The following is a 14627-nucleotide window of genomic DNA, read 5'->3' on the forward strand; positions in this document are numbered from 1 at the left end:
TGGCGACTCTCGACGAGTTAGGCGACGCCGGCCGCATGGGCCTGCAGGTCGGCATGGTAGGAGGAACGCACCAGCGGGCCGGACGCGACGTGATGGAAGCCCATCGCCTCGCCTTCCTTGCGCAGGTCGTCGAATTCTTCGGGCGTCCAGTAGCGCACCACCGGGTGATGATGCGGCGTGGGCTGCAGGTACTGGCCGATGGTGATCATCTCGACGTCGTGCGCGCGCAGGTCGCGCATCGTCTCGAGTACCTGCTCCATCGTCTCGCCCAGGCCCAGCATGATGCCGGACTTGGTCGGCACGTCCGCATGCTGCGCCTTGAAGCGCTTGAGCAGGTCCAGCGACCACTGGTAGTCGGCGCCCGGGCGCACTTCGCGGTACAGGTGCGGCACGGTTTCCAGGTTGTGGTTGAACACGTCCGGCGGGAAGTCCCTGAGCACTTCCAGCGCGCGTTCCATGCGGCCCTTGCCGCGGAAGTCGGGCGTGAGGATCTCGATGCGGATATTCGGGCTGGCGTGGCGCACCGCGCGGATGCACGCGGCGAAGTGCTCGGCGCCGCCGTCGCGCAGGTCGTCGCGGTCCACCGAGGTGATCACCACGTACTTCAGGCGCATGTCGCGGATGGTCTCGGCCAGGCGCGCCGGCTCCAGCGGATCGGGCGGCTGCGGGCGGCCATGCGCCACGTCGCAGAACGAGCAGCGCCGCGTGCACACCTCGCCGAGGATCATGAAGGTGGCGGTGCCCTTGCTGAAGCACTCGTGGATGTTCGGGCAGCTGGCCTCCTCGCACACCGTGACCAGCGCGTTCTCGCGCAGGCGCGCCTTCAGCTGCTGCACGGCATTGCCCTGCGGCAGCCGCACGCGGATCCAGCTCGGCTTGCGCAACACGGGCACCGCGGTGTCGAAGCCGGCGCGGTTCAGCGCGATCTTGTCGTTGCCCAGCTGCTTGTCGACCGCGGGGGCTCCGCTGACGACGCTGATCGGAATGGTCTTGTTCGGGGAAACGGAGATATCGCTCATGTACTCGGCTCAGACCGCCACGCGCGCGGGGAGTTCGGGGATCACGGGGGCGGCCGGCTCGGCGCGGAAACCGAACTGGCGGCAGAACTCCTCCACCAGCACGTCTTCCACGTCCGCCAACCGCGACGGGCCGCCCAAGTCTAGCACCTGGGTCACCGCCAAACCCTTGTAGCCACAAGGGTTGATGCGATGAAAGGGTTCCAGGTTCATGTTCACGTTGAAGGCCAGGCCATGGAAGCTGCAGCCGCGGCGCACGCGCAGACCCAGCGCGGCCACCTTGGCCTCGGCCACGTAGACGCCGGGCGCGCCCTCCCGGCGCTCGGCGACGATGTTCCAGTGCGCCAGCGTATCGATGATGGCCTGCTCGATCTTGTTGACCAGCTCGCGCACGCCCACGCCGGCGCGGCGCAGGTCGATCAGCGGGTAACCCACGATCTGGCCGGGGCCGTGGTAGGTCACCTGGCCGCCCCGGTCCACCGGGACCACCGGAATCCCGCCGGGCGCCAGCACGTGCTCCATCTTGCCGGCCTGGCCCAAGGTGAACACCGGGTCGTGCTCCAGCAGCCAGAACTCGTCCACCGTGTCGGCGGTGCGGTGGTCGGTGAACGCGCTCATCGCCTTCCACGTCGTCTCGTAGGGCTGGCGGCCGAGACGACGGATCTGGAGCGGCAGGGACATGGCGAAACCCGGCAAAACAGGAAATGGAAGAGATGCGGCCGGTCGACGGAAAGCCAAGGGCGGTGCGGCAGCCGGTTACAGCGTGTAGCGGACGTCAGGATCGGCGCGCAGCACGCCGTGCGCGCTGTCGTACTGCTCGCGGTTGTCGCAGCGGAAGCTCACCGTGACCGAAACGTAGTTGCCGCCGCCGGAGTGGCGATGCCGCACCGTTTCGTGCAGCACGTGCAGGCCGGCGCGCTCGAGCAGCTGCGGCACGCGGGTGGGCAGGCCGGCGCTGGCCTTGCCCACCGCGGTGATCTCGAACTCGCCGGGAAACTGGAAGCCCTTGCCTTCCCGCTTCGCCTGGCTGAAGTCGATCTCGTGCATCACTTCGCGCCCGTCGCCGCGGCCGGCGCGGGCGCGTCGACCTTCTTGCTGCCGTGGAACCACAGCAGGATCGAATCCCACAGCCGCGAGAAGAAGCCGCCCTGCGGCGCGTCGTTCAGCGCGATCAACGGCACGCTCTGGATCGGCTGGCCGTCTAGCGTGACGCGCAGCGTGCCCACCTGCTGGCCCTTCTTGAACGGGGCGATCAAGGTGGCCGGAATGTCCATGGTGGCCTTGAGCCTGTCGTACTGGCCGGTCTTCACGGTCACCATCACGTTCTCGGCCACGCCGATCGGCAGCTGATCGGCTTCGCCCTTCCACAGCTTCGGCGTGGCCAGCGGCTTGCTGGCGTCGTACAGCTTGTGGGTCTCGTAGAAGCGGAAGCCGTAGTTGAGCAGGGCCATCGCCGCGTCGGCGCGGCCCTTGTCGGTGCTGGAGCCCATCACCACTGCGATCATGCGCTCGTCGCCGCGCTGGGCCGAGGCGTCGAGGCAGAAGCCGGCGGCGGCGGTGTGGCCGGTCTTGATGCCGTCCACGGCCGGGTCGCGCCACAACAGCGCATTGCGGTTCTGCTGCTTGATGCCGTTCCACTCGAACTCCTTGATCTTGGAGATCGCATAGTCCACCGGGAAGTCGTGGATCAGCGCGCGCGACAGGATCGCGATGTCGCGCGCAGTGGAGTAGTGGTCGCTCACCGGGTAGCCTGACGCGTTGGAGAAGTGCGAGTTGGTCATGCCCAGCTGCTTGGCATAGGCATTCATCAGGTTCGCGAACGCGTCCTCGGAGCCGGCGGTGTGCTCGGCCAGCGCGATCGCCGCGTCGTTGCCGGACTGGATGATCATGCCCTTCAGCAGGTCGTCCAGCTCCACCTGGCTGCCCAGCTTGAGGAAGCTGGTGGAACCGTCGGTGCCGCCGCCGCCGCTGCGCCAGGCATGCTCGCTGATGGTGACCTGGTCGTTCGCGTGGATGCGGCCGTTGGCGATCTCGGCGGAGACCACGTAGTCGGTCATCACCTTGGTCAGCGAGGCCGGCTCACGGCGCTCGTCGGGGTTCTTCGAGGCGAGGATCTGGCCGGTGGCGTAATCCATCAGCACCCAGCTCTGGCCGTCCACTTCCGGCGGCGGCGGCACCGGCATCGCCGGCACTACCGGGCGCGGCACCGCCGAGGGATGCGGCGGCGCTGGCGGCGTCTGGGCAGCGGCGGTAGCCGCCACCAGCGCGGCGACGGCGAACGGAGTCAGGATGCGACGGAGAAAGCTCATCGTGGTATTCGGTCCGATTGGGTTGCAACACGGCGCCAGCGGACGCCGTTGGTGGAAAAACATCGCTCAGTCTACCGCGACCTGCGGCCGCGGCAGACCCATGCCCTCGATGCGGGCAGTCACCTGGTCGGCGCGATCCACGCCATCCAGCGGACCCACCCGCACCCGGCGGATGGTGCGGCCGTTGACCTGAACCTGCTCCACCTGCACCGGCGCGAAGTTGGCCTGGCGCAGCTGCGCGGCCACCCGTTCGGCGTTGGCCGGATCGGAGAACGCGCCCACCTGCAGGTAGATGCCCGGCGAGCCGGTGCCGGCTATGACCGTATGCGGCGCCGGCGGTTCCCCGCCCGGCGCCGACGGATCGATACCCTGCACCTCGACCAGGCCGGTGCCCTTGGGCCAGATGCCGATGCGTACCGCGGCGGCATAGGACAGGTCGATGATGCGGTTCTCGTGGAACGGCCCGCGGTCGTTGACGCGCACGACCACGCTCTTGCCGTTCGTCAGATTGGTCACCCGCGCGTAGCTCGGCAGCGGCAGCACCTTGCTGGCGGCGGTGAACTTGTACATGTCGTAGTCCTCGAGGCTCGAGGTCTTGTAGCCGTGGAACTTGTTGCCGTAGAACGAGGCGATGCCGCGTTCGTCGTAGCCGCGCGCGCTGGACAGCACGCTGTAGGTCTGGCCCAGCACGCTGTACGGCGACTTGTTGCCGTACAGCGAGCGCGGCTCCGCCTTCGGCACCGGCTCGGGCAGGCTGTAGATGAAGGACGGCGGCGCGCCGGTCGGCGAGCTGTCGCTCTTGTCGCCGTAGCGGCGGTCCTGCGACAGGCTGGTGTCGTCGCGCTGAAACCCGCCGCGTTGCGTCCCGCTTCCCGCGGCCGCCGTTGCGGGCCCGGCGGGCCGCGTGGCATGGCGGCCGCCGCAGGCGGTCAGCGCCAGTGCCACCGCCAGCAGCGCCAGGCCGCGTCGGAACCTCATTGTGCGCTGTCCGCGCTGCCCACGCCGTCGACGATCGCCTGCGCGAGCTGGTGCACCGCCATCGCGTACATCGGGCTGCGGTTGTAGCGGGTGATCACGTAGAAGTTGTTGAAGGTGAACCACTGCTCCGGCCCGCTCGCGCCAGCCAGCGTCAGCAGGCTGGTCGGCTCGCCTGGGTTCATGTGCTGGAATGGCGCATAGCCCCAGGCCTCCAACTGCTCAAGCGGCCACTGCGGCTGCGCCTGCCAGGCCAGCGGCTTGGCCGCGCCATCCGGCTGCGCGCGCGCCGCCACCGGACCGCCGTCGACCCAGCCATGCTTCGCGAAGTAGTTCGCCACGCTGGCGAGGATGTCGGGCAGCGAGTTCTGCAGATCGATGCGGCCGTCGCCGTCCGCGTCCACCGCGTAGTCGCGGATGCTGTCCGGCATGAACTGACCCCAGCCCTGGGCACCGGCGTAGGAGCCGGTGAGCGTGGCCAGCGGGCCGGCGAGCTGGTTGTCCGGCAGTTCCAGCAAGGTCTTCAGCTGCTGGCGGAAATAGGGCGCGCGCGGCGGGTAGTAGAAGCCCAGTGTCACCAGCGCATCGAGCACCTTGTACTTGCCGGTGATCCGCCCGTAGAACGTCTCCACGCCGATGATCGCCACGATGTACTGCGGCGCCACTCCATATTGTTTGCCGATGCTCTCCAGCAGCGCGCGATGCTCGCGGTAGAACGCCACGCCATCGTCGATACGCTTCTCGGTGAGGAAGATCGGCCGGTACGCGCTCCACGGCTTCGCCTCGGCCGGGCGGCTGATCGCGTCGAGGATGCCCTGCTGCACCTTCGCCTGGTCGAGCAGCGCGTTCAGCACCTGCGGGTTCTTGCCGGTGTCGCGGGCCACCTCGCTCACCAGCGCGGCCTGGCCGGGGTGGGTGTCGGCCAGCGCCGGAAAGCACGGCATGCAAGCCAGGACAAGAAAAAGCAATCGGAACCGGGAAAGAGAGAGCATGCCTTGCTGATGGAATTCTTGTATTGAGGCAAGCCTAGCATGCCCGTTCGCAACGGCTGCCATTGGCACAAACCCGCCGGCACCCACGGTGCCGGACACGCCAGTTCGACCTCATTTCAAGGGCGTGCGCACATTCTTCAGCACGGACTCGAAGCTTGCGATGGCCTTGGCCTGCTGGGGGTCGTCACGATCCGCCACGGCAAGGAAGCGCTTGATATCCTCCGAGGAAATGCCTTGGCCCAGCCGAGCCACACAGTCGAAGTGGTAGAGCCAACCCCTGCCATCCGTGGGGTACTCGCTCAGCAACCGGTCCACATGCGGTCTGGCCTTGATGGCCCCCGCCTTCCGATCCAATCCTGCATCGTAAAGCCACATCGCGCTCAGCTCGCGCAGCGAGGCCTGGCGATAATCCGGATCCTTGATCGCTGCGGCGTAATAGCGCTGCGCCTCCGCATAGCGATGCGTGTTGTAGTGCGCCGCACCCAGCAGGTATTGCAGCATCCCGCTATCCGGCGCGAGCTTCTGCGCACGCGCGAGGTACTGCATCGCCCACTCGGGCTCGTACCGCACCAGATACTTTGCAATAACACGATCCGCCCAGGCATCACCATGCCTGAAACGAGCCTCCTGCAATAGCAGCGCCAACCCACGCCAAGTGTCGACAGGCGCATCGATCCGGTTGAGCGCGACCTCTCCCGTCTCGTGCAAGGACTGGTCGTGGGAACCCACGTCAACGGCATGGTCCAGCAGAGCCGCGGCCTGCGATTTGTAGAATTCATCACCCTCGAACTCACTGGCGCGATCCTCATACGGCCAAGGGAGATAGATCGCAATGGCCGGGTGCTCCTGCAGGCGCAGCGTCAACGTCTCCATGTACGCCGCAAGCTGCTCGTAAGAACCACCCCAACGTGGCCGCAGGGATTGCATGCGTTGCCGGATCAGGTACAAACAAGCCGGATCCTGTTTCTCCGCAGCAGCGAATGCCGCCTCGCCGAGCTCGTCGCGCCCGGTCAGCATGGCCGCCTCCATCAGCCCGACATAGGCAGGTAGCAGGCGAGGCTCGAGCTTGCTGGCCTTGTCGAACAACGGGATGGCCTGATCCACCTGCGCCTGCATGTTCTCCAGATTGCCCACCGAGGTGTCAGCGACATATTGCTTGCCGCGCGCCTTCCAGGCCCTTTGCAGCAGGTAGTCGGCCCGCGCCAGGTTGGCATAGGGATCGTTCGGCGCCGATTGCAGCCAACTGCGGGAAAGGTTGTCGCTGCGCTCGCTCGCGTCGAACTGCTCGAACACCACGTCGATGTCCTCGCCCAGCGCACCCTTGGCATAGTGCCGCGCGAGGTAACCATCCAGCCTGACGCGCAGACCCTTGGTATCGCCGCGCGCAAGATAGCCGTCCAACTCATCCAGCTTGATGGCCGGCGCATCCTGCATGGCGTGGAAAGCGCAATGGGCTACCGCATGGCCCTCGGGCCAGTGGTTGCCGGGCAGATCAGGGAACGCCAGGCAGCGCTGCAGCGGATCGGCGATGCGCTCGGCGGCGCGCGCCTTGGCCAGGTAATCCCGCCACGGCTCGGGCGCATCGGGGAACACCTTGGCTGCATCTTTCGCCGGGATGGGCGGCACCCGCAGATCCGTCGCCCCGGCCGCCACGCACACCGCGACACCGACAAGCGCCGCCCAAGCCCTGTTCCTGGCCTTCATATCTTCCCCGGATGGATTCCCCTCGTCGACACATCTTGCGATGCATGCAGGCCGGACGACAAGCGCGTGCCTGGCCGTGTCACTTGCGGTGCACTTGGACAGGAAGTCCGACCGCGACCGCGAGCTGCGCATCCAGTCCTTGCCGAATCCGAGCCTACCGGGATCTGCGGCTGGACGATGCGCCGACCGCAGCCCCACGTACCAGGCCTTGGAGCAGGGTTCCATGCAGACCAATAAGCCTTCCGCGTCACCAAAAGCGTACGCAGACGGCAACGCGGGACCGACCCGCAATCGCCGCGGCGTCAGCGCTTCCGCGGGTCGTAATCGGTCATGCCCGCGCGCCCCGCCGGCACGGCGCCACGCAGCTTGCGTACCTGTGCGGCGCTGACCGCCGCCGCGCGATTGCCCCAGCTCGTGCGCACGAAGCTCAGCACGTCGGCGATCTCCCGGTCCGACAACCGCTGGTCGAACGGCGGCATGGTGAACTGGGTCGGCGCCGCCTGCGCGCCGGGCATGGTGCCGCCGGCCAGCACCAGGTGGATCAGCGAGGCGGGGTCGTCGCCGTTCACTACCGGGTTGCCGGCCAATGTCGGGAACACCTGCGCATAGCCTTGTCCGTCGGTGCGGTGGCAGGTGGCGCAATTGTCCACGTAGAGCTGCGCGCCGGTCGCCGCGACCTTGCCCGCGAACAGCGCCTGGTGCGTCGCCGGGTCGTATTTCACGGCCGTTTCCTGACGATGCGGCGCCAGCGACTTCAGGTAGCGCGCCACGGCCTTCAGGTCGGCCTCGCTCATGTATTGGGTGCTGTGCGCCACCACGTCGGTCATGCCGCCGAAGATCGCGCTGCGGTCGGTGCGGCCGGTCCCGAGCAGGGTTGCCAGGCCGGCCTCGCTCATGCCGCCGAGGCCGCTGGCGGCATCGCCGCGCAGGCTGGGCGCCACCCAGTGGTCGTTGACGCCGCCGCTGAGGTACAGCGAGCTGTCGTGGTCGCTCAGCGCCTTCTCCTGCAAGGTGACCGCGCGCGGCGTGTGGCAGGCGCCGCAATGCCCAAGGCCCTCGACCAGGTAGGCGCCGCGCGCCAGCGGATCGTCGCCCGGCGCCGGCACGCTGGCCGCGACCCTGGGTGCGAACAAGCCGCGCCAGTAGGCCAGCGGCCAGCGCATCGACAGCGGCCACGGGATGCCTTCGGCATGGTTGGCCTGCCGCACCGGCTGCACGCCATGCATGAAGTAGGCATACAGCGCAGTGAGGTCGGCATCGCTGACCTTCGCATAGGAGGGATACGGCATCGCCGGGTACAGCGTGTGGCCGTGGCGGTCCACGCCGCGGCGCACCGCGCGCTCGAACTCGCCATAGCTGTAGGCGCCGATGCCGGTGTCGCGGTCGGGCGTGATGTTGGTGCTGTAGATGGTGCCGACCGGCGAAGCGATCGCCAGCCCGCCGGCGAATGGCTTGCCGCCGGGCGCGGTATGGCAGGCGGCGCAGTCGCCCAGCTTCGCCACGTAGGCGCCCTGCGCGATCAGCGCGGGCGTGGCGGCCGCCGGCGCCGCTGCCTGCGGATCGCCGCCGGCGCGCACCAGCTTGCTGCCCAGCCAGGCCAGGATCACCAGCACGATCAGCACGATCACGATGGTCGCGATCACCGTGGGCCAGCGCCGCCTGCGCGCGGAGTGGGTCGACGCGTTCATGCCTGCACCAGCGGTCCGGGGTTCTTGAGGTAGTTCTCGCGGATCGCCTTGGCCGCCCAGTAGGTGAGGCCGCCGATCAGCCCGGTGGGGTTGTAGCCGATGTTCTGCGGGAACGCCGAGGCGCCGGTGACGAACACGTTGGGCACGTCCCAGCTCTGCAGGTAGCGGTTGAGCGCACTGGTGGCGGGGTCCGCGCCGGTGATCACGCCGCCGGTGGTGTGCGTGGTCTGGTACTGGCGGATGTCGTAGTGGTCGCCCGGCTGGCGGATGGTCAGCGAGGACTGGCGCGGCTTCATCTGGTCCACGATCTGCTGCGCGCGGTCGCTGAGGAAGCGCGTCATCTTGTACTCGTTGTCGTGCCAGTCGAAGGTGATGCGCAGCAGCGGCTGGCCGAACGCGTCCTTGTAGGTGGGGTCGAGGTCGAGGTAGCGGTCACGATAGGCCATTACCGAACCGTGCGTGCCCACGGTGGCGGTATGCAGGTAGCTGTCCCTGGCCGCCTGTTTCCACTTCGCGCCCCAGGCCGGCGTGCCCGGCGGCACCATCAGCTGCTGGATCGGCCGCCCGCCGGTCTGGCCGCCGAAGATGTAGCCGCCGCCGACGAAGCCGTGCGGGCCGTGGTCGAAGTGGTCGGAGTTGAAATCGTCCACGATCTCGGTGCCGCCGGAACCGGCCGCGATGAACGGGTTGATCGCCACGTCCTTGTCGAAGAACACCGAGATGCCGCTCATCATCTGGTAGGCGTAGTTGCGCCCGATCACGCCGCTGCCGCTGGCCGGGTCGTAGGGCTTGCCGATGCCCGACAGCAGCAGCAGCCGCACGTTGTGCATCTGGAACGCGGCCACGATCACCAGCTCCGCCGGCTGCTCCACCTGCTGGCCTTGCGCGTCGACGTAGGTGACGCCGGTGGCGCGCTTGCCGGTGGAGTCGAGGTTGACCTTCAGCACGTGGCTGTTGGTGCGCAGCGCGAAGTTCGGCTTGCGCATCAGCACCGGCAGGATGGTGGTCTGCGGCGAGGCCTTGGAATACATGAAGCAGCCGAAGCGCTCGCAGTAGCCGCACAGGTTGCACGGCCCCAGCCGCACCCCGTAGGGATTGGTGTAGGGCCGCGAGGCGTTCGACGAGGGCTGCGGGAACGGATGGAAGCCCACCGCCCGCGCCGCGTCGGCGAACAGCTTCGCGCCATAGGTGTCGGCCACTGGCGGGTTGGGATACTCGTGCTGGCGCGGCCCCTCGAACGGATTGCCGCCGATCTGCACCTGCCCGCCGAGGTTGCCGGCGCGGCCGGAAGTGCCGCAGACGTACTCGAACTTCTCCAGGAACGGCTCCAGCTCGTCGTAGCTCAGGCCGTAGTCCTGGATCTGCATGTCCGCCGGCATGAACTTCGCGCCGTAGCGCTGGGTGATGTGCGTGTGTAGTTCCAGGTCCTCGGGCGAGGGCCGGTAATGCTGGCCGTTCCAGTGCGTGCCGGCGCCGCCCACGTTGTTGCCGAGCAGGAACGAACCGTACTGGCGGTATGGCACCGCGGTCTCGTTGACGGCGTGGCGGATCGTCACCGTCTCGCGCGCCAGCGGCTGGAACAGCTTGCCGCGGATGCCGTAGGCCAGCTCGTCGGCGATCTGCGGATAGCTGAAGTCCGGCGAGGTGTCGCGGTAGTCGCCGCGCTCCAGCGCCAGCACCTCGAGGCCTGCCTCGGCCAGTTCCAGCCCCATCATCGCGCCGGTCCAGCCGAAGCCGACGATCACCGCGTCCACCGGCTTCATGCGCTTCATGCCTTGTCTCCGCGGATCGACACCGGCCCGAACGGATAGACCTTGCCGGGTTGCTCGATCCAGTCGGCGAAGTCCGCGCGCGCGCCGGGGAAGCCGATCATCTTCCAGCTGCCCATGTCGCGGTTGCCGCCGTACATCGGGTCGGCGAAATAACCCTCCTTGGTGTTCTGCAGGAGCTGGCCGAAGAAGGCCGCGGCCGGCACGCCTTCGAGGGAAATCGAACCGTGCTCCAGTTGCTGCAGCACCTGGTCGCGCACTTCCGGCGCCAGCGCCGCGAAACCCTTGTTGTGCTGCTGGCGGCACCACTGCTCCACCGCCTTGATGCCGGCGCGATACAGCTCGCGCGGAGTGAAGCGCAGCTGGTAACCCAGCGTCGCCGGCGCATCCGGCACGAACGGCCCCTGCATGTACCACAGCTCGCCGCGGCCGTAGGCGTCATCCATCTGGCGGTCGATGAACTCGGCCACGCCCAGCTCCAGCGCGCCAGGGCCGGTGTCGTCGGCGGGAATCAGCCGGTCCACCGCGGCCTGCACGAATGCCCATTCGTCCGCATTGAAATAGCGTGGTGCGTAGGCTTGCCGCGCTGCGGCCGACACGCGCCCCGGCGCGATCATGGCACCGCCGAACAACCCGAGCGCGGGTACCGTTGCCAGGCTGTGCCGGATGAAATCGCGGCGCGATCGCGAAGGCGGCTGGGACGACATGGCGACTCTCCCTACGGCTGGCGCGACGAAGCCTCGCCGCGGCTGGCTGCAAGCGCGAGGCACGAACTGCCGCGGAACCATGGAGGGTATGGCGGCGGACGCCCGGGATGCTGTCGTGGCCTTTTAGACCGCCGACCGCGAAACAGGCGTGAAGCGGCCGGGGCGCCGTTCGGGGTTTGTGGAAATTCCTTGTGGAGTTTCCCTGTCGCACGTCCGGCACCTGGCGCGACAGCCCGCGCGTAGGAGCGCACCCTGTGCGCGAAGGCTTTTGCTCCGATCAGCGCCAGAGCCTTCGCGCACAGGGTGCGCTCCTACAAGCCCGGCCATCCGCCCGGAGGCCGTGAATTCTTCACAAGCGCTCAATCATGCCGCTTGCGGTGCGCGTGGATCGACATCAGCATGCCGAAGCCGGTCAGCAGGGTCACCGCCGAGGTGCCGCCGTAGCTCACCATCGGCATCGGCACGCCCACCACCGGCAGCATGCCGGACACCATGCCGCCGTTGACGAACACGTAGACGAACAGGCTCATGCCGATCGCGCCGGCGAGCAGGCGCGAGTAGGTTTCGCGCGCTTCCATCGCGATCCACAGGCAGCGGCCGATGATGAAGACGTACAGCGCCACCATCAGGCACACGCCGACCAGGCCGAACTCCTCGGAGAACACCGCGAAGATGAAGTCGGTGGTGTGCTCGGGCAGGAAATCCAGCTGCGCCTGCGAGCTGTGCATCCAGCCCTTGCCGAACACGCCGCCGGAGCCCACCGCGATCTGCGACTGGATGATGTGCCAGCCGTTGCCCAGCGGATCGGACTCGGGGTTGAGCAGGGTCAGCACGCGCTCGCGCTGGTACTGGTGCATGAAATGCCAGGCCACCGGCACCAGCGCGCCCGCGCCCGCCAGCAGCACGCCGATGCGCCACCACGCCATGCCAGCGAGGAACAGCGCGAACGAGCCGGCCGCCGCCACCAGCAGTGCGGTGCCGAGGTCCGGCTGCTTGGCGATCAGCGCGGCGGGCACCACGATCAGGATGCCCACCACCGCGATGTCCTTCCAGCCGGGAGGCAGCTGGCGCGGATGCAGGTACCAGGCCACCATCATCGGCATGGTGAGCTTCACCAGCTCGGAGGGCTGGAAGCGCATCACGCCCAGGTTGAGCCAGCGGTCGGCGCCGCGGCCTTCGCCGAGCACCGCCACCACCACCAGCAGGAAGGTGCTGCCGGCATACAGCCACGGCGTCCAGTTGCGCAGGGTCGACGGCGGAATGCGCGAGATCAGCAGCAGCAGCGCGAAGCCCAGCACGAAGCGCGCCGCCTGCCCGCCCACCAGCGCAAGGCTGCCATCGGCGGCGCTGTACAGCGTGCCCAGCCCGGCCAAGGCCAGCAGCAGCAGGCCCATGGCCAGCGGCAGGTCGATCCGCGGCCGGGTCAGCACGCGATGCAGCAGGCGCCGCATCCGCACGTGCAGCAACTCGATCATGGCGGCGTCTCCGGTGTCGACGCCTCGGCCGGCACATCCTCCGGCTCGACCGAAGCGGCTGGTGCCGGCACGGATGGCGGCAGCCCGGAGCCAGGCTTGCCCTCCGGCGGCAGTGGCGTGTCCGGCGGCGCATCCGGCTGGGTGGCCAGCCAGGCGTCGAGGATCTTGCGCGCGATCGGGCCTGCCGAGGAAGCGCCCCAGGCGCCCTGCTCCAGCACCACCGCCACCGCGATGCGCGGCGCCTCGGCCGGCGCGAACATCTCGAACCAGGCGCGATGGCGGCTGGCCAGGTAGGCGAGGTTCTTGTTCTCGTTGTAGGCGTCGCTGCGGCGCGAGTAGCGCTCGGCGGTGCCGCTCTTGCCGGCGATGGTGTAGGGGAAGCCCTTGCCCAGCCCGTAACCGGTGCCGCGCGGATCGTTCACCACCATCTGCATGCCCTGCTCCACCGCCAGCCAGCTGGCCTGGTTGGTGACCAGCGAGGGGCCGCTGGGCGGATTGGACAGCGGCAGCTTCGGCGTGTCCACGCCGACCTGGGTGGCCATCACCAGCCGCGGCGCGTACGGCATGCCGTGGCCGGCCAGGGTGGCCAGCGCGTGCGCCAGCTGCAGCGGGGTCACCGCCCAGTAGCCCTGGCCGATGCCGGCGATCACCGTCTCGCCGGGATACCACGGCTGCTTGAAGCGCCTGGCCTTCCACTCGCGCGAGGGCAGCACGCCGCTCGCCTCGCCGTCCAGGTCGATGCCGGTGGGCTTGCCGAAGCCGAACCGGCCCATCCACGCACTGAAGCGGTCGATGCCCATGTCCAACGCCAGCTTGTAGAAGTAGGTGTTCACCGACCACATGATGGCCTTGCGCAGGTCCACCGTGCCGAAGCCGCCGCGGCGGTCGTCGCGGTAGCCGCGCGACTGGCCCGGGATGTAGAACGTGCCGGTGGAGAGCACCGTGTCCTGCGGTGTGCGCAGGCCCAGCTCCAGGCCGCCCAGGCCCACATAGGGCTTCACCGTGGAACCCGGTGGATACACGCCGCGCAGCGCGCGGTTCAGCAGCGGCTTGTCCGGCGCGCTGGTCAGCGCGTCGTAGTCGGCGTGGCTGATGCCGTCGACGAACAGGTTGGGGTCGTAGGTCGGCACGCTGACCATCGCCAGCACCTGGCCGTTGCGCGGATCGATCGCCACCGCCGCGCCGGGGCGGCCGTCGAAGGCCTGTTCGGCGGCCTTCTGGATGCGCGCGTCGATGCTGAGATAGATGTTCTTGCCGGGCGTGGCCGGGTGCGTCTGCAGCACGCGCTGGGTCTGTCCGTTCGCGTTGACCTCGACCAGCTCGTAGCCCGGCGAACCGTGCAGCACGTCCTCGTAGGAGCGCTCGATGCCGATGCGGCCCACGTGGGTGGTGCCCTTGTAGCGTGCCGGGTCGAGCCGTGCCAGGTCGTCTGCGTCGATGCGCGAGACGTAGCCGATCACGTGCGCGAACAGCGGGCCCAGCGGGTAGCGCCGATTGAGGTAGGGCACCACGTCCACGCCGGGGAAGCGCCAGCGGTTCACCGCGAAGCGGTCGATCTCGTCCTCGGTGAGGCGCATCTTCAGCGGCACGCTCTCGAAACGGCGGCTCTGCTTCAGCTGCTTGCGGAAGGCGTCGAGGTCGTCCTGGCTGAGCGGGATGACCTGGCCCAGTTGCGCCAGCATCGCCTGCATGTCGTCGACCTGCTCGGGCACCACCTCGAGCCGGAACGCGGGCACGTTGTTGGCCAGCAGCACGCCGTTGCGGTCGTAGATCAGGCCGCGCGCCGGCGGGATCGGGATCGGCTTGACGCGATTGTTCTGCGAGCGCGTGGCGAACTCGTCGTAGCGCGACACCTGCAGGAACACATAGCGGCCGATCAGCCCGGCCAGGCCCAGCAGGATCAGCGCAAAGCCCGCCAGCGCGCGACGGCGGAACAGCTCGCCTTCGCTCCGTGCATCCTTGATCGCGCGGCGCAGCTTCATGTCACGGGTT

Annotated in this window: 12 protein-coding genes; all 12 read right to left on the reverse strand. The window is 68.3% G+C overall.

Annotated elements, in window-relative coordinates:
* Positions 1–17: 17 nt before the first annotated feature.
* The 12 genes from lipA to mrdA all read right to left on the reverse strand — a co-directional run bounded on the left by lipA (position 18) and on the right by mrdA (position 14617).
* Positions 18–1019 (reverse strand): lipoyl synthase, encoded by a 1002-nt coding sequence (gene lipA / locus ABQJ54_RS13445; protein WP_367854815.1) that lies wholly within the window; start codon positions 1017–1019, stop codon positions 18–20.
* Positions 1020–1028: 9 nt separating this feature from the next.
* Positions 1029–1697: a lipoyl(octanoyl) transferase LipB gene (gene lipB, locus ABQJ54_RS13450; protein ID WP_367854816.1), complete on the reverse strand. Its 669-nt coding sequence runs from the start codon at positions 1695–1697 to the stop codon at positions 1029–1031.
* Positions 1698–1772: 75 nt separating this feature from the next.
* On the reverse strand, positions 1773–2063 hold the full coding sequence (locus ABQJ54_RS13455; RefSeq protein WP_367854817.1) for a DUF493 family protein: 291 nt from the start codon (positions 2061–2063) through the stop codon (positions 1773–1775).
* Positions 2063–3325 carry a D-alanyl-D-alanine carboxypeptidase family protein gene (locus tag ABQJ54_RS13460; RefSeq protein WP_367854818.1) on the reverse strand — a complete coding sequence of 421 codons (1263 nt, stop codon included), beginning with the start codon at positions 3323–3325 and terminating at the stop codon, positions 2063–2065. The genes ABQJ54_RS13455 and ABQJ54_RS13460 overlap by 1 nt, the downstream gene beginning before the upstream one ends.
* Before the next feature lie 66 nt (positions 3326–3391).
* Positions 3392–4303 (reverse strand): septal ring lytic transglycosylase RlpA family protein, encoded by a 912-nt coding sequence (locus ABQJ54_RS13465; protein WP_367854819.1) that lies wholly within the window; start codon positions 4301–4303, stop codon positions 3392–3394.
* Complete coding sequence (gene mltB, locus ABQJ54_RS13470; RefSeq protein WP_367854820.1) at positions 4300–5244, reverse strand: lytic murein transglycosylase B; 945 nt, start codon at positions 5242–5244, stop codon at positions 4300–4302. The genes ABQJ54_RS13465 and mltB overlap by 4 nt, the downstream gene beginning before the upstream one ends.
* Before the next feature lie 159 nt (positions 5245–5403).
* Entirely contained in the window at positions 5404–6996 is a 1593-nt protein-coding gene (locus ABQJ54_RS13475) for a tetratricopeptide repeat protein (protein ID WP_367854821.1), read from the reverse strand.
* A gap of 302 nt (positions 6997–7298) precedes the next feature.
* A complete protein-coding gene (locus ABQJ54_RS13480) occupies positions 7299–8684 on the reverse strand; it encodes a c-type cytochrome (RefSeq protein WP_367854822.1) in 1386 nt (461 codons plus the stop codon).
* On the reverse strand, positions 8681–10456 hold the full coding sequence (locus tag ABQJ54_RS13485) for a GMC family oxidoreductase (RefSeq protein WP_367854823.1): 1776 nt from the start codon (positions 10454–10456) through the stop codon (positions 8681–8683). The genes ABQJ54_RS13480 and ABQJ54_RS13485 overlap by 4 nt, the downstream gene beginning before the upstream one ends.
* Complete coding sequence (locus tag ABQJ54_RS13490) at positions 10453–11160, reverse strand: gluconate 2-dehydrogenase subunit 3 family protein (RefSeq protein WP_367854824.1); 708 nt, start codon at positions 11158–11160, stop codon at positions 10453–10455. The genes ABQJ54_RS13485 and ABQJ54_RS13490 overlap by 4 nt, the downstream gene beginning before the upstream one ends.
* 359 nt (positions 11161–11519) lie before the next feature.
* Positions 11520–12635, reverse strand: a complete 1116-nt coding sequence (gene rodA / locus ABQJ54_RS13495) for a rod shape-determining protein RodA (protein ID WP_367854825.1) — start codon at positions 12633–12635, stop codon at positions 11520–11522.
* Positions 12632–14617, reverse strand: a complete 1986-nt coding sequence (gene mrdA, locus ABQJ54_RS13500) for a penicillin-binding protein 2 (RefSeq protein ID WP_367854826.1) — start codon at positions 14615–14617, stop codon at positions 12632–12634. Before mrdA ends, rodA begins: the two co-directional genes overlap by 4 nt.
* Positions 14618–14627 lie beyond the last annotated feature (10 nt).

This window comes from Rhodanobacter lycopersici (assembly GCF_040812335.1).
Lineage (GTDB): Bacteria > Pseudomonadota > Gammaproteobacteria > Xanthomonadales > Rhodanobacteraceae > Rhodanobacter_A > Rhodanobacter_A lycopersici.